Source organism: Williamsia maris (genome assembly GCF_024171815.1).
GTDB lineage: Bacteria > Actinomycetota > Actinomycetes > Mycobacteriales > Mycobacteriaceae > Williamsia_A > Williamsia_A maris.
Genome location: NZ_JAMTCJ010000002.1, coordinates 63,910 through 87,952 on the forward strand (window position 1 = coordinate 63,910; position 24,043 = coordinate 87,952).

General features: G+C 68.1%; 23 protein-coding genes. 11 read left to right on the forward strand and 12 right to left on the reverse strand.

What is annotated here, in order from left to right; all coding sequences use genetic code 11:
• Positions 1–58: 58 nt before the first annotated feature.
• The 6 genes from LX13_RS07165 to LX13_RS07190 form a co-directional block, all read right to left on the reverse strand.
• Complete coding sequence (locus tag LX13_RS07165) at positions 59–937, reverse strand: hypothetical protein (RefSeq protein ID WP_253660661.1); 879 nt, start codon at positions 935–937, stop codon at positions 59–61.
• Between the two features lie 162 nt (positions 938–1,099).
• Positions 1,100–2,062: an ABC transporter permease gene (locus LX13_RS07170; protein ID WP_253660662.1), complete on the reverse strand. Its 963-nt coding sequence runs from the start codon at positions 2,060–2,062 to the stop codon at positions 1,100–1,102.
• Entirely contained in the window at positions 2,059–4,650 is a 2,592-nt protein-coding gene (locus LX13_RS07175) for an alpha/beta fold hydrolase (RefSeq protein ID WP_253660663.1), read from the reverse strand. The genes LX13_RS07170 and LX13_RS07175 overlap by 4 nt, the downstream gene beginning before the upstream one ends.
• A gap of 84 nt (positions 4,651–4,734) precedes the next feature.
• Complete coding sequence (locus LX13_RS07180; protein ID WP_253660664.1) at positions 4,735–5,085, reverse strand: cupin domain-containing protein; 351 nt, start codon at positions 5,083–5,085, stop codon at positions 4,735–4,737.
• Between the two features lie 85 nt (positions 5,086–5,170).
• Positions 5,171–6,019, reverse strand: a complete 849-nt coding sequence (locus LX13_RS07185; RefSeq protein WP_253660665.1) for an alpha/beta fold hydrolase — start codon at positions 6,017–6,019, stop codon at positions 5,171–5,173.
• Positions 6,016–7,170, reverse strand: a complete 1,155-nt coding sequence (locus tag LX13_RS07190) for a zinc-binding dehydrogenase (protein WP_253660666.1) — start codon at positions 7,168–7,170, stop codon at positions 6,016–6,018. The genes LX13_RS07185 and LX13_RS07190 overlap by 4 nt, the downstream gene beginning before the upstream one ends.
• Before the next feature lie 90 nt (positions 7,171–7,260).
• On the opposite strand from LX13_RS07190, the gene LX13_RS07195 reads away from it, so the two are divergent.
• The 4 genes from LX13_RS07195 (at position 7,261) to LX13_RS07210 (ending at position 11,461) form a co-directional block, all read left to right on the forward strand.
• A complete protein-coding gene (locus LX13_RS07195; protein ID WP_253660667.1) occupies positions 7,261–7,878 on the forward strand; it encodes a GntR family transcriptional regulator in 618 nt (205 codons plus the stop codon).
• 173 nt (positions 7,879–8,051) lie between these two features.
• Positions 8,052–9,503 (forward strand): MFS transporter, encoded by a 1,452-nt coding sequence (locus LX13_RS07200; protein ID WP_253660668.1) that lies wholly within the window; start codon positions 8,052–8,054, stop codon positions 9,501–9,503.
• 51 nt (positions 9,504–9,554) lie between these two features.
• On the forward strand, positions 9,555–10,472 hold the full coding sequence (locus LX13_RS07205; RefSeq protein ID WP_253660669.1) for an ABC transporter substrate-binding protein: 918 nt from the start codon (positions 9,555–9,557) through the stop codon (positions 10,470–10,472).
• 5 nt (positions 10,473–10,477) lie between these two features.
• Positions 10,478–11,461, forward strand: a complete 984-nt coding sequence (locus tag LX13_RS07210) for an ornithine cyclodeaminase family protein (RefSeq protein WP_253660670.1) — start codon at positions 10,478–10,480, stop codon at positions 11,459–11,461.
• A gap of 10 nt (positions 11,462–11,471) precedes the next feature.
• Here the strand turns inward: LX13_RS07210 and LX13_RS07215 are convergent, their stop codons facing one another.
• The gene (locus LX13_RS07215) at positions 11,472–12,926 is read right to left on the reverse strand and encodes an MFS transporter (RefSeq protein ID WP_253660671.1); all 1,455 of its coding nucleotides are present in this window, start codon (positions 12,924–12,926) and stop codon (positions 11,472–11,474) included.
• 70 nt (positions 12,927–12,996) lie between these two features.
• Between LX13_RS07215 and LX13_RS07220 the strand changes: the two genes are divergently transcribed.
• From LX13_RS07220 to LX13_RS07235, 4 genes are all read left to right on the forward strand, one after another.
• Complete coding sequence (locus LX13_RS07220; protein ID WP_253660672.1) at positions 12,997–13,632, forward strand: TetR/AcrR family transcriptional regulator; 636 nt, start codon at positions 12,997–12,999, stop codon at positions 13,630–13,632.
• 157 nt (positions 13,633–13,789) lie between these two features.
• Complete coding sequence (locus LX13_RS07225) at positions 13,790–14,380, forward strand: TetR/AcrR family transcriptional regulator (protein ID WP_253660673.1); 591 nt, start codon at positions 13,790–13,792, stop codon at positions 14,378–14,380.
• Positions 14,377–15,099, forward strand: coding sequence for a hypothetical protein (locus LX13_RS07230; RefSeq protein WP_253660674.1), 723 nt, complete (start codon positions 14,377–14,379; stop codon positions 15,097–15,099). The genes LX13_RS07225 and LX13_RS07230 overlap by 4 nt, the downstream gene beginning before the upstream one ends.
• Positions 14,990–15,424 (forward strand): GNAT family N-acetyltransferase, encoded by a 435-nt coding sequence (locus LX13_RS07235; RefSeq protein WP_253660675.1) that lies wholly within the window; start codon positions 14,990–14,992, stop codon positions 15,422–15,424. Before LX13_RS07230 ends, LX13_RS07235 begins: the two co-directional genes overlap by 110 nt.
• A 34-nt stretch (positions 15,425–15,458) precedes the next feature.
• Here LX13_RS07235 and LX13_RS07240 read toward each other — a convergent pair whose 3' ends face one another.
• Positions 15,459–16,535 (reverse strand): SDR family oxidoreductase, encoded by a 1,077-nt coding sequence (locus LX13_RS07240; RefSeq protein ID WP_253660676.1) that lies wholly within the window; start codon positions 16,533–16,535, stop codon positions 15,459–15,461.
• 165 nt (positions 16,536–16,700) lie between these two features.
• Here LX13_RS07240 and LX13_RS07245 point away from each other — a divergent pair, with 165 nt between their 5' ends.
• The 3 genes from LX13_RS07245 to LX13_RS07255 all read left to right on the forward strand — a co-directional run bounded on the left by LX13_RS07245 (position 16,701) and on the right by LX13_RS07255 (position 19,867).
• A complete protein-coding gene (locus LX13_RS07245; protein ID WP_253660677.1) occupies positions 16,701–17,108 on the forward strand; it encodes a nuclear transport factor 2 family protein in 408 nt (135 codons plus the stop codon).
• Between the two features lie 193 nt (positions 17,109–17,301).
• Positions 17,302–18,399: a ferredoxin reductase gene (locus LX13_RS07250; protein ID WP_253660678.1), complete on the forward strand. Its 1,098-nt coding sequence runs from the start codon at positions 17,302–17,304 to the stop codon at positions 18,397–18,399.
• Between the two features lie 67 nt (positions 18,400–18,466).
• On the forward strand, positions 18,467–19,867 hold the full coding sequence (locus LX13_RS07255) for a fatty acid desaturase family protein (RefSeq protein ID WP_253660679.1): 1,401 nt from the start codon (positions 18,467–18,469) through the stop codon (positions 19,865–19,867).
• 109 nt (positions 19,868–19,976) lie between these two features.
• Here LX13_RS07255 and LX13_RS07260 read toward each other — a convergent pair whose 3' ends face one another.
• From LX13_RS07260 to LX13_RS07275, 4 genes are read right to left on the reverse strand one after another with little or no spacing between them, the layout of a single operon-like run.
• On the reverse strand, positions 19,977–20,798 hold the full coding sequence (locus LX13_RS07260) for a glycosyltransferase family 2 protein (protein WP_253660680.1): 822 nt from the start codon (positions 20,796–20,798) through the stop codon (positions 19,977–19,979).
• Positions 20,795–21,790, reverse strand: a complete 996-nt coding sequence (locus tag LX13_RS07265) for a glycosyltransferase (protein WP_253660681.1) — start codon at positions 21,788–21,790, stop codon at positions 20,795–20,797. The genes LX13_RS07260 and LX13_RS07265 overlap by 4 nt, the downstream gene beginning before the upstream one ends.
• Positions 21,787–22,890 carry a glycosyltransferase gene (locus LX13_RS07270; RefSeq protein ID WP_253660682.1) on the reverse strand — a complete coding sequence of 368 codons (1,104 nt, stop codon included), beginning with the start codon at positions 22,888–22,890 and terminating at the stop codon, positions 21,787–21,789. Before LX13_RS07270 ends, LX13_RS07265 begins: the two co-directional genes overlap by 4 nt.
• Complete coding sequence (locus LX13_RS07275; RefSeq protein WP_253660683.1) at positions 22,887–23,957, reverse strand: glycosyltransferase; 1,071 nt, start codon at positions 23,955–23,957, stop codon at positions 22,887–22,889. The genes LX13_RS07270 and LX13_RS07275 overlap by 4 nt, the downstream gene beginning before the upstream one ends.
• Positions 23,958–24,043 lie beyond the last annotated feature (86 nt).

A 24,043-nucleotide genomic window follows, 5' to 3' on the forward strand; every position in this document is an offset into this window, starting at 1 on the left:
CCGCCAAGCGGGCCCTAATCACCCGCCAAGCGGGCCCTGACAACCCGCCGAACGTGCCTCACCGACGTCGCCGCGCGCGTTGTTCGAGGAGCAGCTCGAGTCGGCCGATGAACTCGAACGGGTCGGTCGACAGTTCGACACTGTTCCGGTGTTCGGTGTGCCACCCCAGGCGGGCGGTCTCGCGATCCCGGCGAGCGTCGGCCGCCCGTTGGTCATCGCTGTAGTGGTAGTCGAAACCGTCGAACTCGAAGGCGATCTTCTCCTCCCGATACGCATGGTCGAGTTTCGCAACGGTTCGCCCGGTCTCGTCGTAGACCTTCACCTGCGTCTCGGGACGCGGTAGGCCCTGCGCCAGAACGAGATGTCGCATGTAGCTCTCACCCGACGACTCCGCGTTGGGATCGATCCACGGGATCAGTCCCCTGAGCTGGCGTATCCCGCGAACAGCGGGATGGTCGACGACGTATCGCCACAGCACGCCGAGGTCTAGGTCGGTGGAACGGGTCAGATCATCGAGGTGCGCGAGTCCCAGCCATGCTGGTCCACGGCGGCCCAGATCGTATGCGGTTCGGATGACCGACGTCACCGGCATGCCATCGACGATGACGACGTCGCGCGGATCCAGGTCGGTTCGCACGATCCGGACTTGAGTGCGAGTCCGCCCCTGGCCGGTTGGGGCGCGAACCAGCTCAACGTTGTCGCCGTGGTCGAAGAACGTGGCCCCGTGCAGAACCGCTGCGCTGACGCCGCCCACCACCGACTCCGGACCCGCCCTCAACCACGCTGCACGGATGGTCTCGACCGGCCCGAGCGTCAACCCGGGGCTGGCGTAGACCGCGCGGTGCACCCGCCGATAGTGATGTGGCACCTCGCGAGGTGTGATCGATGCGGGCAGTCCGATGTCTCGCACTCGGAAGGGCTGGTCGTCGATGCTCATGCGGTGTTCGACGCGCAATCGTCAGCAACGGTTCAACGCGGACACGAATTCGTCGAATCGGCACGGTCGGCGGGTTGTTACGGCACGGTCGACGGGTTGTTACGGCACGGTCGGCGGGTTGCTAGGGCACGGTCGGCGGGTGATTACGGCACGGTCGGCGGATCAGCTCACGACATCCTTGCGACCGAACCACCACCACGCGAAGCCGAACAGCACCGACGAGTAGATCAGCGAGATACCGGCGCCGCGCGCCATGTCCTCCCAGATCACGTTCGGCCCCAACGCATCCAGCCACGCGAACTGATAGTGCGTCGGCAGGTACTGGCGATAGGGGTCGAGCGCGGAGATCGCGTCGAGGATGTTCGACAGGATGACCAGCATCGTGGCGCCACCGACCGCGCCGAGCGGGGCGTCGGTGACCACACTCAGCAGGAACGCGAATCCGGCGATCACCAACGACTGGATCAGCGTGTACCCGACGACGATCGCCAGGCGCTGCAACGTTTCCCCGTTGGTGAACTCGCCACCCAACGGCGACTGCGCCGGCCCCCACCCGAAGAACAGTCCGCCCACCACATAGGCCCACAGCGGCAGCAGGATCAACGCGATCGCGCTCGACGCCAGCCCGATGAACAGCTTCTGCCGCAACAGATGCGAGCGTCGGACGGGGATCACCAGCAGGTAGCGCAACGACGCCCAGCCCGCGTCGCTGGCGACGGTGTCGCCGCAGAAGAGCGCGATGAGAACGGTGAGCAGGAACGACCCGGCCGCGAACTCGGTGAACAGCGCGAAGTTCGCGCCGCCCGCGGTCGCCAGACCGTAGAGCGCCGAGTTCTGCCGACCACCGCCATCGGAACCCGCGGTCGACGGATCGTCGGAACTCAGCGAGAACGCGATCGCGATGATCGGCGGCAGCACCAGCAGGAGCAGCGCCGCGACCTGGGTACGGCGACGACGCAACTGCCGCACCGCCTCGACCCGCAGGCTCAGGGTCCGTCCCGGCCGGAAGGTCGACGGCTGGACCGGGCCGATGCCGTCGAGCCGGTCGTGCACGCCCTTGCGGGTGGCGGCCGCCCGGCCGCCGGCATCGACGCCGCCCACATCACCACCGATGTTGTCGGTCATCGGGACTCATCTCCGATCAGGTCGAGGAATGCCTCTTCGAGATGCCGCCGGGATTCCACGACCTCGGCGCGCACACCCGCCGCCTCGAGCACCCGCTGCGCGGCGGCGACATCGTCGACGGCGAGAGTCGACGTGGCCGCGCCGGCAAGTTCGTCCACCGATCCGGCCGTGATCAGCCGGCCCTTGTGCATCACGACGACGTGGCTGCATGTCTGCTCCACCTCCGACAGCAGGTGGCTGGAGACGACGACGGTGCGCCCGGTGGCCGCGTATCGCCGCATCACCTCACGCATCTCGGCGATCTGCGGCGGGTCGAGACCGTTGGTGGGTTCGTCGAGGATGAGCAGCTCCGGCAGCCCGAGCATCGCCTGGGCGATGGCCAGCCGCTGTCGCATGCCCTGGCTGTACTTGCGGACCTTGCGGTCCACCGACGCCCCGAGCCCGGCGATCTCCAGCGCGGTCTCGAAGTCGGCCTCCTCGGCCGATCGGCCGGTGGCTGCCCAGTAGAGGTCGAGGTTCTGTCGACCCGACAGATGCGGAAGCAGACCCGGCCCTTCGATGAACGCACCGACACGAGCCAGCACCGACGATCCGGCTCGGACCTCCTCGCCGAACAACCGGATGTGCCCGGATGTCGGCGAGATGAGGCCGACCATCATGCGAAGCACCGTGGTCTTGCCGGCGCCGTTGGGGCCCAACAGGCCGACGACCTGACCGGCCTCCACGCGGAACGACACGTCGTCGACCGCGCGATACGAGTCGCCGTACTCCTTGCTCAGCGACTCGACCACGATCGGCGAGACGCCCTTACCGACCGTCGCCGCATCACCCGGAGCCCGGCGACGCCACGTCGCGACGCTGATGCCCGCGATCAGGACCAGCAGCGCGATGACGCCGGCGACGGGCCAGCCCCACGGGAACGGCGTCGACTCGGCCCGCCCGGTGAGGGTGGTCAGTGTCAGCGTCGGCGACTCCAGGGCCACCGAGTACGTCCGGGCATCAACCGGGAGCCGGTAGCCGAGGTCGGTGGTCGAGACCGCAACGGCCAGGCGGTGTCCGGACGCCACCGACCGGACGACGGTGGGCAATGGGACGGTCACCGAGGTGGGTTGTCCCGGCGTGAGACCGGTCAGCCGGATCGGGGTCACCAGACCGGACGGCTGGGTGCGCTGCCCGTCCGACGCGACGTCGACCAGCGACACGAACACCGTTGCGTCCGTGGTGGTTCGCGGGGTGATCCGCAACCGGACCGACGAGGAACCGCCGACCAGCGTATCGGCGTCGAGCGGGCTCGACACGAAACCGGCGACCTGACCCGGGATCGCCGACAGCGCGCCGGCACCGGTGGCCGCAGCGGCGGCGCTGAGCAGACTTCCAATGCCGGGAACGGCGGTGATGGCCGACGGGGTCCCACCGGCCGGGGCGTTGACGGTCTGTTCGGGACCCTGCAGGGTGACGTCGCGCGAGCGCTGCGCCTCGGCCAGGGTCGACGCCGTCAACTGCCGCGCCGACGAGCGTCCGGTGTCGGTCGACAACGCGCCGTCCGGGACGTCGGCGGCGAATCCCGAATCTGGAGTCTTCCTGTCCTGCAACGCTGTCGCGAACCACGACTCGACAGACGGGGTGATGTCGCCGCCCGGCTGATCGTGCCCGCCGGTGCGCCACTGCATACGGACCGGGGTGCCTGCGGCGCGGATGCCCGCAGCATTGCGGACGGCCTGGTCGATCGGGAACAGCGAATCCTGCTGTCCCTGGATGAGCAGCGTCGGGGCGGTGATGCGACCGAGGATTGACGATGGGCTCGACGCGCGCATCAGCGCCTGCAGGTTCGCGTCGGGCGCTCCTGCGGCTGCTGAGGCCTGGTAAGCCGCGCAGACGTCGGGCGCGAACTTTCCACACCCGTCCGATGTCGCCATGCGCGCAGCCTGGGAGAAGAGCTGACCCGCCCACTGCTGTTTGAACACTCCGGTGGCGCCCGGTGCGTCGGTGCCGACGGGGAACAGGGCCTGCGACAGGTCGTTCCAGGTGATGTCGGCGGCCACGGCGTCGACGCGACGGTCGTATCCGGCGGTCAGCAGCGCCAGCGCGCCGCCGTAGGACGAGCCCGCGACGCCGACACGGGGATCACCCGGTGCGTCGCGCTCGACCTGCGGCATCGTGGCCAGGAGGTCGATGATGCGACGGGCATCGCCGACCTCGTAGTCGGGGTTGTCGAGGTGGATGAGCCCGCCGGAGGCCCCGAATCCGCGCGCCGAGTATGTGATCACGACGTAGCCCCGGCCGGCGAGGGTGCGTGCCTGCGCGGCCAGGTCGGCCTTCGATCCGCCGAACCCGTGCGCGAGCACGACGGCCGGCGCGGGCTGGGTGCGCGGCAGGAACACCGACGCGTCGAGACTCACCGGTTGCCCGGCCTCGGGTACGCCCGACACCGTCATGGATCGTTCGGTGACCGGGTCGTCGTCACCGCCGGTGGTGGCGACCACGGCGATCACCGCGGCCAGCACGACGACGACGGCTGCGGCGACGAGCACCCAGAACCGTCGGCCACCGCGTGGCCTGAGACTGATGCCGATGTCGATCTCCCTCACCGCGCCGCACGACCCGGACGGATCGACTCACTCGATCATGCCTGGAAACGGGGAGTGGTGTCGGCACGGTCGACGACAGGGACGTCAGACGTAATCGGTCGACCAGGCGCCAATCGCGGTGCCGATGATGACCGTCTCTTCGTCGGCCCCATCGAAATGGACGGCGCCGGCCGGCACATGGAGGAACGACCCCGCGGGATGTCGAACCGCAGCGCCAGGTTTCATGATTGGGCCGTAGCCGAGCAAAAGCGTTCCGGATGCCACGGTGAGATGTGACGCCGTGGGGTGAGAATGCGGCGCGTCCCATACGTTCGGTGGGATGTAGAACGCGTAGGTGAAAATATTGCCGGCTTCGCGAACGCCGACCAGCGTCGCCGACCGTGTTCCGTCCGGGTGTTCGTGTTCCCACGCGATCGCGTCGGGCGTGATGGACATCGCTTTTCTCAGAGACTGCACGGGACGAACCTAAGGAGAAGACCAATCGGCTTCTCGCGGGTTTCGGTCGTCACACTCAGCGGGTTCAGGCCGACAGTGCTCGCGCGATGATCGCGTCGGCCGCCGCGGGCGCGGCCTGGGTGGGGATCCAGTGGTTGACGCCCTCGAGCACGACCAGCTCGTACGGGGCGCGGACGTACGCCGCCACGGCCAGTACCCCGGCCTGATCGATGAATCCGTCGCCGTCGCTCCAGACCATCGTCGTGGCCACCGACACCTTCCGTCCGAAACGGGAGCGGTCGGTGAACGGCAGGGCGCGGTACCAGGCCAGCCCACCGGGAAGCGCTCCGTGATCGACGATCTCGGTACGGAACCGGGCCACGTCGTCGGGGGCCATGCCTGCTTTGCGCAGGGATTTGTCCATCGGCCCGTTCCGGCGCCTGCCCATGGCCTCGGCCAGCTTCGGGATCTGGAACATCAACATGTACCAGGACTTGAGGCCCTGTTTGGATCGGGTCATCGCCCCGATGAAGGCGGTCGGATGCGGCACCGAGAAAGCCGTCAGCGTCCGCACCAGGTCGGGTCGGTCGATGGCGATCGCCCACGCGACCGTCGCACCCCAGTCGTGGCCGACCACGTGCGCGCGACCACCGGCGAGTTCGATCAGCGCGGCCACGTCGTCACTGAGTTCTCCCAGCGCGTAGTCGCGACGACGCGGCGGACGAGCACCCGGGGAGTAGCCGCGCTGGTCCGGTGCCAGGGTCCGGAAGCCGCGCGCATGCAGCAGCGGCGTGACCGCGTCCCAACACGTCGCACGCTCAGGGAAGCCGTGCAGCAGGACCACGACCTCGCCGTCGACCGGCCCGGCGTCGAGAACGTCGAACTCGTATCCGTCGCGGGTGTAGGACTCGATGCGGTGCGTCGGCGTGCTCACAGGACGGCCTCACTGGTCGGATCGATCAGAACCTTGGCGTGTTTCTCGGCGCCGGCGAGGACATCGAACGCCGCGGGGACGCCGTCGAGTCCCACGGTTCCGGTGTGCAACGGCGATGCGTCCACCTTGCCGTCTGCGAGCAGGTGCAGGGTGTCGTGGAACTCGATCGGGGTGTAGCCGAACACGAATCGCAGGTCGATCTCCTTGCCGATGGCCATGGCCGGGCGGATCTGGTCGGTGCCCATGCAGACCCCCACCACCACGACCCGCGACGCGATCGGTGCCGCGCTGATCACGCCGTCGATCATCCCGGGAACCCCTACGCACTCGAAGATCACCGGACGTTTCGGGTCCGCGGCGCCGAGCTTGTCGACGGCCCGGTACAGGTGCGCCCACCCGGGGACCCTGCGCAGCTTCTCCATGGACCCGACTCCGAGTTCGTAGAGCGTCGGCAGTTCGGTGATCATGCCCTTCGTCGTGGCGGCCGAGTAGGGCGAGTCCACGGCGGGATCGACGACGACATCGGCCCCGCATCGCGTGGCGAGTTCGCGACGTCCGGCGGAGAAGTCACTGGCGACGATGGTGTTCACCCCCTTGGCCTTGAGCAGGCAGATCACCGCCAGACCGACCGGACCGCACCCGACGACGACAGCCACGTCCTTCTTCGAGATCTCGCTGCGACGGACCGCGTGCAGCGCGACGGTCATCGGCTCGGTGAGCGCGGCGATGTCCGGCGACAACCCGTTGGGGACAGCGAAGCTCATCGACGCCTCGGCCACGGTGCGCTCGGCGTAGCCGCCCGGCGCCAACGGCGACAACCCGGTCATGTGCACCGCGCCCGCGGTGCGCAACAGCGGGAACGACACCACGAGATCACCGGTTCGGAAACGCTTTCCGACACCCTTGCCCGTCTCGAGCACCTCACCGCAGAACTCGTGACCGAAGACGACCGAGGTGTCGTGGCGCATGAAGTCGGTGTAGCCGCCCTCGCGCATGACGTCCTCGAGCTCGTCGGAATGGTCCTTGGCGTGCAGATCGGATCCGCAGATGCCGCAGCGCGTCACCGAGAGCAACAACTGCCCCGCCTCGGGCCGCGGCTCGGCGATCTCCGACACCGTCAACGTCCCGCGCAAACTACTGACCGCTCTCATGGACCACCTCGTCGCCTGGCGCCGACCGGCGGCGCGAACCGAGATCATCATGCGCCCCACCGCCCGGCCCGCCCAACTAAACTGCGGGACGTGGATCAGCACACCATCGGCGAGGACGAATCCCCGGGCGACGTCATCGCGCGGGTGGTTCGTGAGGACATCCTGGCCGGCCGGTTGGCCGCGGGCGAACGGTTGGTCGAAGAGGCCATCGCCAAGCAGTTCGGTGTCTCCCGCGTGCCGGTGCGCGAGGCCCTCGGCCAACTCGAGGGCGAGGGATTCGTCACCATCGTGCGGTATCGCGGGGCGACGGTGTCGACGACGCTGCGCAAGGACAACCGCGAACTGCTCGAGGTGCGGCGCGGTCTCGAGGTCCTCGCGGCACAGCTCGCGGCCCACAACCGCGGGGGCTCGGTGTCCGCCGAGCTGGCGGCGATCGCGCAATCGACCTCGGGTCCCGTCGACGATCGATCGGTGGGACGTTCCTTCCATGATCTCGTCGCCGTCGCCTCCGGCAACGATCAGCTCCGCGAACTCCTGACGACAGTGAGTCGTCGGGTCGCATGGGGCCTGGGCGACGACCCGACCGCATCCCAGCACGACCACGCGGTACTGGCCGCGGCGATCCTGCGCGGCGCCTCCGTGCAGGCCGGGTTCCTCATGGACGAGCACCTGCGCCGTGACGAGCACGGTTCCGACACCCCTGACTGATTTCGTATACGACTCGATTGATATATCAGGTCGTTAACGCAGTTGTTGCGCTCAGTAACGCCGTTGATACACTGTTTGTATACAAATTACTCAGTCGCCCAGCACCTCCCGACTGGCGATCCACCGGCTGACATCAGCTCTCCCGGTGCCACTTCGTCATCCGGAGAACTGCCATGGCCATCAGCGCCCCACTCACCGAACCCACCACCCTCACTCCTCCCGCCCCACCCGCCCAGGGTCTGACCGCGACGCTCGACAAGATCGGCTTCACCCGTGTGCAGGCGGCGGTCATCGCGCTGCTGATGGCCGGGCTCTTCTTCGACAGCCTCGAGCAGAACTCGACCGGCGCGATGGGGCCGCTCATCAAGGACTCCCTCGGGATCGGCAACGCCCAGCTGACGTTGATCAACACCGCGACGGTCATCGGCGGACTCGTCGGACGACTCATCGGCGGATACATCGCCGACCGCTGGGGGCGACGGATCGCACTGAGCCTCAACCTGCTGGTCTACACGCTGGGTGGCCTGATCAGTGCGGTCGCCGTCAACTACGAGATGCTGTTGGCCAGCCGGTTCATCGTCGGCGTCGGCCTGGGCGGCGAGTTCACCGTCGGCTTGGCGATCCTCGCCGAGGTGGTGGCCACCCGGCATCGCGGTTCGCTGCTCGCGACGCTCAACATCTCGTCGGGCGGAATCGGCAACATCGCATCCTTCGGCTTCTTCCTGCTCGTGCTCGGTCCGTTGGGTGGAGTACTCGGTGGCGCCGACCACTCGTGGCGCTGGACCTACGTGATCCTGGCTCTCCCGGCGGTTCTCGTGGTCTTCTTCCGCCGCTACCTTCCCGAGTCGCCGCGGTTCCTGCTCTCCAAGGGACGTGTCGACGAGGCCAACCGCTCGCTGACCCGCCTCGCGTCCGGCTCCATCTCCGGGCTGCGCGACCCCGGTCCGACCAAGTCCTTCGTGACCGCCGAGGACGCACTCCCCCACGTGAAGACCTCGTACGCCGAGGTGTTCAAGGGCCGCAACCTCCGTCGCACCGCTGCGATCGGTGCCGCGTCGTGGATGTCCTTCGGCGCGCAGGTCACCCTGCTGTTCCTGATGCCCATCCTGCTGGTCTCCCGGGGCTACTCCCTGTCGGACTCCCTGCTGTTCACCATGATCATGAACATCGGCAGCCTGTTCGGGGCCTGCACGGCCTGCTACCTCGCCAGCCGGGTCCCCCGCCGGATCACCGTGATGTCGGCCGCCGTCCTGGGCTGCATCGCCGCCATCGCCTTCGCGGTCTTCGCCCAGAACGTGGTCCTGATCCTGGTGCTGGGAGCCATCTTCCAGTTCTTCACGATGCTGCTCAACACCATGCTCTCGGTCTGGACGCCCGAGCTGTTCCCCACGTCGATCCGCGCCATGGGCGCCTCGGTCGTCAACGGGATCGGCAACGTCGCCGGCGCCGTCATGCCCTTCGCCGCGCTGTTCTTCTTCAACATCGCCGGGGTCGCCGGGGTCTTCTTCATGATCGCCGCGATGTACGGCCTGCTCGTGATCGCCGCCAAGTTCGGCCCGGAGACGTTCGGCAAATCGTTGGAGGCCACCAGCGAGACCCCGGTGACCATGCCCATTGCCGCCTGAACCCTGCTGTCTCACATATCAGTTCGACCCACCACAGAAAGTTGTATCGCAATGTCACACCTCGCCATCTCCGCCACCGCACACGGGCTCAACTACCTGCCCGAGTACTACGCGGACCACGCCGGTCTCTTCGCCGACCGCGACCTCACGGTGCACGCGAAGGCCTGCGACCCGTGGACCGGGGTACTCGACGACCTGGCCGACGGATCGGCCGACGTCGCACTCGGCGGACTCTGGGTCCCCGGGATGTACCACGGCACGCCCCGTGAACTCACCGTCTTCGCCCAGCTCAACCACCAGTTCCCCAAGGCGCTGGTCACCCGCACCGAGCAGTTCGGCGAATTCGAATGGTCATCGCTGACCGGGACCACGGTCCTGGCCCCCGGCATCGGCGGCAGCGCTCCGTATGCCATCACCGCCGGGATGATGCGCGAGGCCGGTGTCGATTCGTCGCGCACCACGTTCCTGCGTGACCTGTCCACCCCGATGTTCGTCGAGCTGTTCGAGGCCGGCTTGGGTGACGCGATCATCCTCGACATCACCACGGCACAGTCGATGCACGACCGCGGTACCGGGCACATCGCGGTCGAGTACGCCGAGGTCGGCGGGCTCGGGCCCAACAGCGTGTACTACTGCCGCACAGATCGATTCGACGAACTCAGTGAGCGTCTCGTCGCCTTCACCTCGGCGCTGAGCGACGGCATGGCCGCGGTCCGGCAGGCGCCGGTCTCCGAACTGGAGCCGCTGCTGGCCGAGCACTGGCCGTCCATGCCGCTCGCGACGCTGTCGGCGTCGTGCGCTCGGATCCAGGCCTCGCGCACCTGGGACACCGTCCGCATCGACGGCCCCGCCACCGATCGGTGGATGCGCATCCTCGCCGAGGAGGGCATGGTGCGTCAGGCACCGGCCTTCGCAGACCTGGTGGACACCCGGATCGTCGACGCGGCCGAGCTGGTTGCGGTCGGCTGACTCCGATGACCCTGGTGTTGCGGCACTCCCACGTGGCCGCCCTGCTCGACCGTGTCGCAGTCCGCGACGCGGTCGAGCAGGCCCATGCCGACCTGAGTACCGGTGCCGCCCAGAATCCCCGCCCGATCTCCATGCACGCACCCGCGGACGGGGCGGTGATCGGGATGGCGGCCGAGCTGCGAACCGCAGAACTCGTTGCGGTGAAGGTCCTTTCCGATCTGCCCGGTAACCCGGCCCACGGTCGACCACGGCAGCGGTCGACGATCGTGGTCACCTCGACGGTCACCGGCGAATGCGTGGCCCTGATTGACGGACGGGCGATCACCGCCATGCGAACCGCCGCAACCAGTGCCGTCGCGACCAGACATCTTGCTCGGGCCGAGGCATCGACGCTCGGGTTCGTCGGTGCCGGCAATCTCGCGGTCGAACACGCGCGCTCCATCTCACTCGTCCGTCCCATCGACCGCCTCGTGGTCTGGTCTCGGTCGGCCTCGACGGTCGATGCGTTCCGCGAGAAGGTCGCGGACATGGCGATCCCCGTCGTGGCGGCCGAGTCGGTCGATCACGTTGCCGCTCAGGCGGACATCCTCTGCACCCTCACGCCGTCGGTGACACCGATCCTGCTCGGTGAGTCGCTCCGGCCGGGGACGCACGTCAACGCGGTGGGGGCCGCACCCCGACCCGACGAACGCGAGGTGGACGGCCACGCGATGGCCCGATCCCGGGTCGTCGTGGACAGCCGGGCCACCGCGCTGGCGAAGTCGGGCGACGCGCTTATGGCCATCGCCGAGGGCGCGATCACCGAAGCCGACATCGCCATCGAGCTCGGCGACGTCATCGCCGGAAGGACCGTCGGCCGCCGCGCGGACGACGAGATCACCCTGTTCGACTCCACCGGGATCGGACTCCAGGACCTCGCCGCCGCGGCGCTGGTGATCGGGTGGGCGCGTGCCGCCGGCGTCGGCACCGACATCGACATGTCCGCCTGATCGGCGCCGACTACACGGGTTCGAGTACGTCCTGGCGGTCGTGCGTGGCGAGTTTCGGCGACGACACCACCATGCCGGCGAACGCCGCGAGGGTCGCGGCGACCGCGCAGATGGTGAACAGGATCTGGTATCCACCCAGCGACGGCAACGCCGCCCCACCGACCGTGACGGTCACCGCGGCCAGCAGGCTGCCGCCGACCGCGCTGGCCAGCGTGCTGCCCAACGACCGTGCGAGGGTGTTGATCCCGTTCGCGGCCGCGAGGTCGGCCGCCGGCGTGTGCACGTTGATCAGCGACGGCAGCGATGCGTAGGCGATGCCGGTACCGGCGCCGACGATCGTGCTGCCCAGGATGATCTGCCACAGCGAATCGGTGAGGATGATGCGCACGATGAGGCCGGCGGCGATGATCAATCCGCCGACGAACAGCACCCGACCGGGCCCCCAGGCCTTCATCAGCCGAGCGGCGACCGGCGCCAACACGAGCATCAGCACGCCGCTGGGCATCAGGCACAGACCGGCGACGAGCACCGACGATCCGAACCCGTATCCGGTGGCCTCGGGGGCCTGCACGTAGTTCGCGGTGCCCACGAAACTCGCGAACAGAGCGAAGCCGACGAAGATCGAGGCCACGTTGGTGATGGCGACCGGCGGGTTGGACAGCGCGCGCATGTCGACGAGCGGGTCGGGCGAACGCTTCTCGACGACGACCAGCAACGCCAACAGCACCACCGAGGCGACCAGCAGACCGATCGTCGCGAACGAGCCCCACCCCCAGGACGACCCCTGCGACAGCGGGAGGACCAGGCAGACGAGTCCGCCGACGAGCAGGATGATCCCGGGGAAGTCGATCGCACCGGGACGCGCACCACGCGGGTTGCCGACGACCGTCAGCACCAGCACGATGCTGGCCAGCGCTCCGACCGCGCCGATCCAGTACAGCGCGTGGTAGTCGAAGTGCTCGGCGACAATGCCCGCGAGCGGGAGTCCGAGTGCACCTCCGACACCCAGCATCGCGCTGACCAGCGCGACAGCCGAGCCCTTGCGCTGCTCGGGCAGCACCGCCGACAACAGCGAGATGCCGAGCGGGATCGCGGCGCTGGACAGGCCGGTGATCGCGCGGCCCAGGATCATGATCCGGATGTCGTCGGTCAGGGCGTCGATCACCGAACCGACCAGCAGTGCACCGAGGGCGACGACCAGCATCAGGCGCCGTCCGTACATGTCGGCCAGCCGGCCGATGACAGGAACCGCGGCCGCACCGACCAGCAGCGTCGACGTCAGCAACCACTGCGCCTCGGTGGTCGACGCCCCGATGTCGCGGGAGATCAGCGGCAGCACCGGCAGCACCAGCGTCTGGGCCAGCGCCGCCATCAGGGCCCCCAGCCCGATGGCGATGATCTCCAGGTTCGCGCGCCAGCCCGACTCGGCGGCCACGCCGTCCTGCACCCCTGTTGTGTTGGTCATCCCGCCACTCCCTCGCTAAGCAAACGCACGTTTACACATGAGGCTAGGCGCGTGTGGCATTCTGGTCAACATGCGTTTACATGAGCCTGCCGCGCCGACACCCGGTGAACCGGCCGGCCGTGAGCGCAACGCCGACGCCACCCGGGCCGACCTGCTCCGGGCGGCGAAGCGACGGTTCACCGTCTTCGGGTACGAGCGGACCACGGTGCGCGAGATCGCGGCCGACGCCGGCGCGAACGTCTCACTGATCAACCGCTACTTCGGCTCCAAGGACGGACTACTGGCCGCGGTGCTGGCCGAGACGGCGCACGTGTTCGACGGCCGACCCACCGACGGCGCCGCCCGGCCCGAGACCGTCATCGACGATCTGCTCGCGGGCCTGCACCCGGACGCCTGGCCGGAGTTCGGGCACGAGAACCCACTGCTGTTGCTCGTCCGCGACGCGGCCGGCGACGCGGCCACCGCGGATTTGCGACGACGCACGCTCACCGCGGTCGTCAACCGTTTCGCCGCCGACATCGAGGGCGACGCCGTCGACGCCGACGAGGCCCGACTGCGCGGTGCGTTGCTGTTCGCGTTGATGACCGGAGTCGTGTCCCTGCATTCAGCGTTGCCGGACAACGTCTTCGGCGACACCGACTCACCGATGCTGCGGCGTCTGCTGACGGAGATCGCGGCGGCGATCGTCGCCGAGGGCCGCGAGTAGGTCCAAATACGCGGCACTTGTGTCCACACGCGGCACCTGCAGCTGCCGCGGACGAGAACAACTGCCGCGGATCGCCTCAGACGCGTGGGGTGCCGGTAACACCTGTTACGATTTCTCGTAACAACTGTTACGAACGTGTACGCGGAGGTGGACGACCATGACTGCCGATGCCGCGCGCCACCGCGTATCCCGCGCGGTGTGGGACACGGTCGCGGAGCTGGGGATCGAGGCCACGACCGTCCGCGCGGTCGCGGCACGCGCGGACTGCACCACCGGCCTGATCATGCACCGCTTCGGGTCGAGGTCGGCGATGCTGGTCCACGCACGCCAGACCCTGTTCGACCGCACCGCGACACGCGCCGACGGCGTCGACGCCGGTGAACCCGCGGCGAAGCGCCTCCTCGCCGTCGCCTGCACCGTGCTGCCGCTCGACGACGTGCGGATGGTGGAGGCCCGCATCTTCACCGGCTTCGCGGCGGCGTCCATCGCCGACGCCGAGCTGCGCGAGCTGCACGTGCACAACACGCGGCAGTGGTTGGAGCGCATCACCGGACTCGTCGCCGATCTCGGTTCGCACGTCACCGATGTCGAGGCCACCGAGTGGGCGCAGGAGATCGTCGCCACGATGGAGGGCATCGCGGTCCTGGCGGTTCTCGACAGTCCGACGTATCCGGCCGCGGCACAGGAACGGTTGGCGCGCCGCACGATCGCAGACGTGGTCGAGCGAATCAGAGGGGCGACGGCGTGATCGACCCCGGATACGCGCTGCTCGGCGCAGCTCTGTCGATGATGGGCAGTTCCTGGTACGCCGTACTCACCCTGCGTGGTGTCGTGCGACCCAACCGGGTCACGTGGTTTCTGTGGGCGGCAGCGCCCGGCATCGCGTTCGGGGCGCAGATCGGTGACGGCGTCGGACTGCCCGCGGTCACCACACTCGCGGTCGGTCTGGGGCCGTTCCTGATCCTCTGCGCGTCGTTCGTCAATCGCTCGAGTTACTGGCGGGTCAGCGGATTCGACCGGTCATGCGGCGCGGTGGCCGCCGTCGCACTGGTGGCGTGGCTGGCCCTCGACGATCCAGTTCTGGCCGTCCTCACCGCAGTGGTCGCCGACGCGATCGGCGGTGTCCCCACCATCGTCAAGGCGTGGCGACGACCGGACACCGAACGCCCCGTGGTCTACCTGCTCGCCGCCGCGAACGGCTCGCTCGCGCTGCTGAGCCTGTCCACCTACGACGTCACCACCGTCGCGTTCCCGGTCTATCTGATCCTTCTCGGGCTCACCATGTGCGCCCTCGTGTCGCGACGCGGGCGCCGACCGCGCGCGGACCACTCCCCTACTCCGACAGAACGGATCGACGATGAACACCGTCCACCACGCGCCGCTCGCCCAGGTCGACCAGCACACCCTCTACCGCATCATGGCGCTGCGGGTCGCGGTGTTCGTCCACGAGCAGCGGATCATCGATGAGATCGAACTCGACGGCGCGGACCTGGCGCCGACGACGGACCTGTTCTGGATGCAGGACGCGAACGGTGAGGTGACCGCCACTCTGCGCGTGCTCGTCGACGACGCGGTCCACATCGGACGGGTGGCGACGGCCGTGCACGCGCGGGGCCGCGGCCAGGCCGGACAACTCATCACCGCCGCACTGCAGGCGTACCCGGGCGCCGTCGAGATCTCCGCGCAGGCGCACCTCGAGGAGTGGTACGGCCGCTTCGGCTTCGTCCGGGCAGGCGAGAACTATCTCGACGCCGGGATCCCGCACGTACGAATGCTTCTCGCACCCCGGTAGGCCGGTCGACGCCGCGTACCGGGGAATCGCGAGATCAGGGGATGATCTTGGCCTCGCGGTACTGCTCGAGCGCGGACGCGAAACTGTCCGGTGTCGACCGGAAACCGAGGAACCCTGCTTGACGGCTCTTGGTCATGTCGGTGAGGCACTCGATGTCGCGGCCGAGGTCGCTGTCGGTGTGCCACCACGACGCCAACCGGTCCACGTCGGGCTCGATGAGGTCGTACTTCTCCGCGATCGCCCGCCACTCCGACGCCGCCGAGTCCATCCGGCCGTCGAGCGGCTGGGGCTCGCCGTCGAAACCGACCGGCTCGATGTCGAAGTGCGCAGCCACCTGCGGCCACAGCCAGCGCCAGCGGAACACGTCACCGTTTGCGATGTTGAACGCCTCGTCGCGACCCTCGGGTGCGGTGGAGGCCCAGACCATCTGTTCGGCCAGCAGGTTCGCGTCGGTGACGTCGACCAGCCCGTTCCACTGGGTCTCGGAGCCGGGGAAGACGAACGGGCGTCCGCTCTCCTTGCAGAGGGTGGCGTACACCGACAGCGTCAGCGCCATGTTCATGGCGTTGCCGACGGCGAAGCCGAAGATGGTGTGCGCGCGGTGCACGCTCCACGTGTAACCCATCCGCTCCGCCGCGGCGAAGAGCTCGTCCTCCTGCGCGTAGTAGAAGTTCTTGTTGTCCAGACGCGGTTCGGACTCGTGGAACGGCGTCTCGGCCATGACCGCGGTGCCGTAGTCCTCGAACGGCCCGAGGTAGTGCTTGAGCCCGGTCATCAGCGCGACGTGTCGGACCGAGCGCTGCGGCTCGAGCGCCGCGAAGACGTTGCGCAGGATCTGGCTGTTGACCCGGATGTTCTCGTCCTCGCTGTCCTGCTTCATCCAGGCGGTCAGGAACACCGCCTCCGGCGCGACGTCGCGCAGCCGTTCGGTGAGCTGGTCGGGATCGAGCAGGTCGGCCTGCACGGCGGTGACACCGTCGACGGGCAGGGAATCCTGGCGGGATAGCCCGTGGACGTCCCATCCGTCGGCGACGAGCTGACGACAGATGGTCTGTCCGGAGATTCCGGTGGCGCCGACGACCAGCGCGACGCCGGGGGTACTACGTGTCATGGATGACCTCTCGAGTCGAGCAGCCCCTGGCTTGACTGCGATGTGTTCTCTCCCGAGATGCAGCGCTCGACGACCCGGATTCGTTCCACCGATCGCCTGCCCGTGGCCGCTCGATGCTGCGAAGCTCGACTCGAACCCACACCCGTCCGCGATCGGAGAACGCCGTTGCATGCCTTCCGCCAGGCCGTCGAGGCCCGAGACCACGCCGCCATCGAGGGACTCCTCGCCGAGGACGTCGTCTTCACCAGCCCGGTGGCGTTCAGGCCCTACCCGGGCAAGGCGATCACCGCCGCCATCCTGCGGGCCGTGATGCGGGTGTTCTCCGATTTCGAATACGTCCGCGAGATCAACGACGTGGCCGGCACCGACCACGCGCTAATGTTCACCGCCACCGTGGGCGGGAAATCGATCAACGGATGCGACTTCCTCCACGTCAACGCGGACGGGCTCATCGATGACTTCATGGTGATGGTCCGGCCGCTGTCGGCGGCCACCGCACTCTCCGAGGCCATGGGTGCGCAGTTCGATCAGATCCGGCTTGAAGCCACCGACCCGACCGTGCGACTATTTTGAGTGGACGGGTGTTCACTGATTTCCAATAAATGGTCCATGAACCAACGTTCAACGGTATGGTGTGTGTCACAGCTCTGTGCCGGTGAAGCCCACTCGTCGCGGGCAGAGCTCACGAGCACCGCCCGTTCCTGACCACTGTCAGCTCTCTCAATGCGAGGTCACGTGTCTTCTTCTTCCACCCTTCGGACTGCTCGTGGCTGAACGCGGCGCCACTCCTCAGGTGTCCCCGCTCCGTCGGGGATTTCTCCGGGGGATCAAAGCGCTCTTCAGCCCACTCGAGCCCGATGACTACATCGAGCTCATCAACCCGCTGTGGACGACGAAGGAACTTCGCGGTCGTGTCGAGGAGGTCACCCCCGAGGGGACCGACGCCTCGACCGTGTGGATCAAACCCGGTTACGAATGGCCCGGCCACGATCCCGGCCAGTACGTCCGACTCGGGCTGGTCATCGACGGGAAGTTCCACTGGCGGGCGTACTCCCTGACCTCTGATCCCGAACCGCGTGACGGGTTGATCAGCGTCTCCCCGAAGTTCGTCGACAACGGCACGGTGTCGCCCTACCTCGTGCGTGCGATCCGACCGGGTGAGATCGTGCGTCTCAGCGACGTCGAGGGCACGTTCCTGTTGCCCGACCCGCTACCGGAGAAGATGCTGTTCATCAGCGCAGGCAGCGGCATCACGCCGATCATGAGCATGATGCGTGCTCTCGATCACCGCGATCAGATGAACGACATCGTGTCCATCCACTCCATCCACAAGCGCGAACAGACGATGTTCCTGCGCGAGCTGGAGCGGTTCGACAAAGCGCATGACGGTTTCACGTTGAACCTCCGGGTGACCGGCGACGAAGGTCGCATGAAGCCCGAGGATCTGGACCAGCTGTGTCCGGATTGGCGTGAACGCACCACCATGGCGTCCGGCCCGGCTGAGCTGCTCGACGATCTCGTCGAGCACTACAAGGCCAACGACATCGGTGATCAGATCTTGCTCGAACGCTTCCAACCCACCTTCGGCGCAGACCCCGGCGACGGTGATGGCGGCACGGTCACGATGACCAAGAGCGAGGCCGAGTTCGAGTGTGAGCCAGGAGTACCCATCCTGCAGGCAGGCGAAGAAGCGGGCCTGGACCTCAAATACGGCTGCAGGATCGGTATCTGCCATACCTGCACTGGTGTATTGAGGAAGGGACAGGTCCGCGATCTGCGAACGGGAGACGTGTCCTCTCCGGAGGGCCAGTCCATCCGGATCTGCGTCAACAGCGCCGAAGGCGCCGTGGAAGTTGAGCTCTAGCTCCGCGTATCGCCCACCGAACGATCAGCACCACAGTTCGACGATGATCCACCAGGGAGGAACGATCATGACGACCACAGAACAACGCCCCACCACCCAGAACCCCATCGCCCATCTCGACAAGGAGACGATCGAGCGTCTGGGCAAGGAGTTCGACGCGATCCACGACGAGGTCTACAGCGACCTCGGCGACAAGGACCGCAACTACATCAAGTCGGTCATCGCCGCGCAGCGTCAGCTCGCCGCGCTCGGCCGAGTGGTCCTGCTCAACTCGCGGTCCAAGCCCGCGTGGTTCGCCGGCACCACGGCACTCGGGTTCGCCAAGATCCTCGAGAACATGGAGATCGGCCACAACGTCATGCACGGCCAGTGGGACTGGATGAACGATCCGACCATCCACTCGTCGGTGTGGGACTGGGACACCGCGTCGACCGCCGAGTCGTGGAAGCACTCGCACAACTACGTGCACCACACGTACACGAACATCCGCGGCAAGGACAAAGACCTCGGCTACGAGATCATGCGGATCGACCCGCACCAGAAGTGGAACCCGGTCTACCTGGCGCAGCCGTTCTACAACCTGCTCCTGATCGCCTTCTTCGAGTGGGGTGTCGCCCTGCACGATCTCGACCTCGAGGCGCTGCGTCGCAGGGAGAAGTCGCCTGCCGACGTCCTGAAGGACCTGCGCGGCATCGGTGGCAAGATGCGCGCCCAGATCATCAAGGACTACATCGGCTGGCCCGGCATCAGCGCGGGTGCCTTCGCGCTGACCGCGCTCGCGACCGGTGGTCGGGTGCGTCAGCGTCCCACCTCGCGTCTCGGCAAGCACCTGCGCAAGCTGAACAGCAAGCCGGCCGATCGTGTCGCGAAGTTCGCCGACAAGGCGCTGCCGGGTGTCGAGGACACGTTCGTCGCCACCTTCTGGGCGAACTTCACCGCCAACATCATGCGCAACGTGTGGTCGAACGCGATCATCTTCTGCGGCCACTTCCCGGACCAGGCGTACACCTTCAGCCAGGAGGAGGCGGCCGACGAGAGTCGTGGGGCCTGGTACGCCCGTCAGCTCGTCGGTGCGGCGAACATCGACGGCAGCCCGCTGTTCCACATCGCCAGCGGCAACCTGAGCTACCAGGTCGAGCACCACCTCTACCCGGACATGCCCAGCTCGCGGTACTCGCAGATCGCCCCCAAGGTGAAGGACATCTGCGAGCGCTACGACCTGCCGTACAACACCGGACCGTTCTTCCAGCAGTGGGGACAGGTGCAGCGCACCATCCTGCGCCTGGCGTTCCCCGGTGGCCGTGTCCGACCGAAGGCGGGCCCGTACCACCGCCCACAGCACTCGGGCACCGGCCTGCAGGACAGCGAGGCCGCACGGTTCCGCGGTCGTCTGCCCCAGGACCACCCCAACGCCGGCCCGGAGCAGCCCGGCGACGGAGTCCGGGTGGACATGCCCAATCGCGACTGACGCATGACCGGCACGCCCGGTCTGCGCTGAGCAATCGCACGAACGCCGACGATGTGGACATCCACATTGTCGGCGTTCGGCGTTTCAGCGTTCGTGTGACGCGCGGCGGTCAGGCGGAGCGGGCGATGGTCCCCTCGCGGTCCCGCCGCAGCAGGCCCTGCTCCTCGAACCCGTCGAGCCATCCGGTCATCGGCCACCGACCCCACCGGTCGAAGAACACCCGGGCGTTGTCGATGATGTCGTCGAGGTGCTCGACCGGGGGATCGGACACCGGGTGGTGCTGGTGGTAGGCGTGGGCGCCGCCGATCCACCGCAGTCCGATACCCCGCTGCTCGGCCGTCGCGGCGAAGTCGGTGTCCTCGCCGCCATAGCCTCGGTAGTCCTCGCAGAACCCGCCGATCGCCGACCACGTGCTCGGCTCGACCGCGAACGACAGGGACCAGAACAGGTCGAAATCCTCGCCGGGTTCGACCCGTCCGTTCGGCGGATCGGGTCGTGCCGGGTGCGGCGCGGTCAGGTCGTCCAGCGACCGGCTGTCGCCGACGTGGATGTTCGCGGGCAGGTAGGTCACCGGACCGCACAGCAGGCAGTCCCGGTTGTCGGACTCCCAGGCCGCGGCGGCGTAGCGGGCGATCAGGTTGCGACCGGGGATGCAGTCGACATCGAGGAACACCAGCAGGTCCGCGCCGCCCTCGATCGCACGGCGGGCCCCGAGGTTGCGGGCCCGCGCGAGTGGGAGTGGACCGTCCGCGGCGATCTCGATGCAGGTGGCCGTGGACCCGATCTCGGTGAGCATCGGCGCGATCCGCTCGTCGCCCATCGCGACGACGACGTGTTCGCACGGCGCGACCGTCGATGCGACCAGTCCGCGTATCTGGGCGGTCAGGTGGTCATGGCGTCCGGCGACGACGGTGACGACGGCGATCTTCATCGCACGGCGCTCCGCGAGCCGTCCGCGGCGGTGGCGATGGCTCGGGCCGCTCGTGTCGCGGCGCCATGCGTTCGTAACGCGGCCCACCCGCCACGGCGGATGCCGGTCGCGCGGTCGAGGATCGGGGTCCACTCGTGAGCCGTCGGCCAGGTGGTGGTCACTGCGGCGATCTGGGCGGTGGCGAGCGCGTGACCGGTGGCGATCTGCTCGCCGAAGGGGCGCTGCTGCGGCACGATGACCGCGGGCACCCCCGCGGCGGCGACGTCGGCGACGGCGTTCTGGCCGGCGTGGGTGAGGACCACGTCGGCGGTGCACAGCAGCGGCCAGACGTCGTCGACCCAGTCGGCGCCGCCGAACCCCACGGCATGGGTCCGGTACCGCGGGTCGGTCCAGCCGGCCAGGATCTCCTCGGTCAGCGAGGTGCCGCCCGCCGCACCGAGCACCAGCACGGTCGGCGGCTCGTCACGCTCGTCACGCTCGCGGCCGTCGAAGCGGCTGATCGAGCCGGAGTAGGTGGTCTTGTCGGCGAAGGGACGCAACCACTCCGGGTCGTAGACATCGCGCGACCACGGTGCCACGATGTGCGACGCCATCCGGTAGGCCAGCGAGTGGACGTCGTCGCCGCGGTAGCCCGGCATGGCCATCACGACGACCGGGACGCCCATCAGGCGGATGAACGCGGTGACCTCGACCGAGACGTCGACCACGACGAGACGCGGTGAGGTCTCGGCGATCCAGGCCGCGATGGCCGCCATCCGGTCGGTGAGCCCGGTGACCCCGAGCGGCGCCCAGTGGACCACCGATCCGGCGGTGGGGTCGGCGGGCGGAGCGGGGTCGGTGTCCATCGGCAGGTCGATCCAGTCGGTGCTGCCGTGCTCGACGGGGCGGGGACGCGAGGACAACACCGTGACCGGTTCGTCCAGCGCGCGTGCGATCGAGTCGGCGCGGGTCATGTGTCCGACGCCGTGGTGATGAACGTAGTAGCCGATCACGCGATCGACCGTTCGAGGCCGACCTCTCGACCTCGGATCACGCTGCCGTAGAGGTCCACGTAGCTGTCGATCATGGCCTCGATGGAGCAGAAACTCTCCGCCCGGGCACGCGCCGCCGACCGCGACAGCGCCGCCGCCTGCGGAATCGCGGCCGCGAGGGCGGCACTGTCGCCCGGCTCGACGAGAACACCGCACGCCGGGCTGAGTATCTCGGGGATCCCGCCCTGACGGAACGAGGCGACCGGGGTGCCGCAGGCAAGCGCCTCGGCGACGACCAGCCCGTACGGCTCGGTCCACACCGGTGTCACCAGAGCGACGGCGGCACCTCCGAGCAGTTCGGCCAGCGCCTTCTGCCGCAGGTGACCGACGTAGGTGATGGTGTCGTCGAGCAGGGGTTCGACCTCGGTGCGGAAGTAGTCGGGATTGCTGATCGGACCCGCGATGCGCAGCGGGACGCCCGCGGCGACCGCGGCCTCGATCGCATGGTGGGTGCCCTTCTCGGGCACGATCCGTCCCGACCACACGGCGTAGTCACCGCCGGGTCCGGCCGGCCAGTCGCCGACCGGGATGCCGTTTCGCACGACCGACACCTCGGGCGCCACCGGGCGCCACTGGTCGGCGACGAACTCGCTGACCGCGGCGAACGTGTTGGCCCGCTCCGGGGCGATGGCGACCGCGGACTCCAACCACGCGAACGGCGGGGTGTGCAGGGTCGTCACCATCGGCACCGGCAGCGTCGCCGACATCGCGATGGGCAGGTAATGAAGGCTGTGGTTGTGGACGATGTCGAACGAGTTCGACCGGATCCCGGCGAGCTCCAGCATCACCGACAGGTAGGCGTGGTGTTCGCGAACCGCGTGCGGCATGGTCGACGGGTCGGCTACCGAGACCGGCGACAGTTCCAGCGTCCGAACCGGTAGCAATTCGGCGACGAGGTCGACCGACGATCCCTGTGCGGCGAACAGGCTGACGTGGTGTCCGCGCTGTTGCAGGGCGCGCGCGAGGTAGTAGACGTGCGCTTCGAGTCCACCGGCGAACGGTTGCTGGATCGGGTAGTTCGACGACCCGAGGATCGCGATGCGCAACGGGCGATCGCTCATCGGGCATCACCCAGGGCTCGTTCGTAGACCGCGGTGTGCGCGGCGGCGATGGAGTCACGCTCGGCGGTCCGCTGCGCCCGGGACGCCGCGACGGTCGGGGTGCCGTGGGTGCGGACGACCGCGTCGATCAACGATGCCGAATCGAAGGTGTCGGAACCGAAATCAAATGTCGCACAGGATTGCTGCTGATCGTAGAACCCGCAGCTCGGGGCGATGACCGCGGTGCCGAGATCGTGGCACGCCTCCAGCCATCCCGAGTGGGTGCCGAAACGGTACGGCAGGACCGACGCGTCGATCGACGCCAGGTAGGTCCAGAGCTGCGCGTCGTCGAAGCGCGGGTGCACCCGGATGTCGACCTCGTCGTAGGTCGCGTAATCGCACAGCTTCGCGCCGGTCGTGGGCGAGTACCAGTGGCTGAAGTGGTCGAAGACGTCGTCGTCGATGTCGAGCCGCAGGGTGGCGTCCGGGATCCGGCGCACCGCCTCGACCAGGGTGTCCATCAGGGTCAGTGGATCGAGGTTCGCCCGTAGGTTCTTCGCGTGCATCCCGACGACGAAACCGTCGGCGTGGGGACGGGGGCGCCCGATCTGCGTCAGCGGCACGACGTGCGGATGGCCGATGACCAGCGCACGGACGCCCCACCGCTGCGCGATGGCGTCGGCCGCACCCTGCGTCAGGGTGATCACGGTGTGCGCCGCGGGCACCAGCACGTCGAGCTGCGCGAGGTGGGTGTCGTTGTCCGGGAAATGAGGATTGTGCAGGTCATGCACGGTCAGCACCAAGGGCTTGTCGAACGCGTTCAGCGTCCGGACGACCGCTGCGAGGTCCTCGGGGGCGAAGGTGTCGAACCCGAAGTGGACGTGCAGCACGTCGAAACCGTTGACGTGGGCGAGCAGCCAGTCGTTCTCGAGCAGCCGCGGTGGCCACCACTGCCCGTCCATCGACGCGTTCGCCGGCGTCGGGTCCGGCAGACGGATGACCCGTTTGTGCTGGTCGACCGGGGTGGTGGTCGGCGCGAGATGGTCGACATAGACGTGTGCGGACGGAACGGAAGCGACTGTGATCATGCTGCCCTTCTTCACGAGACGAACACGGACTCACCGCCACGAGATCGGACCTGGGCTCGGCTGCCGATGCGACGGGGCGAATCGAA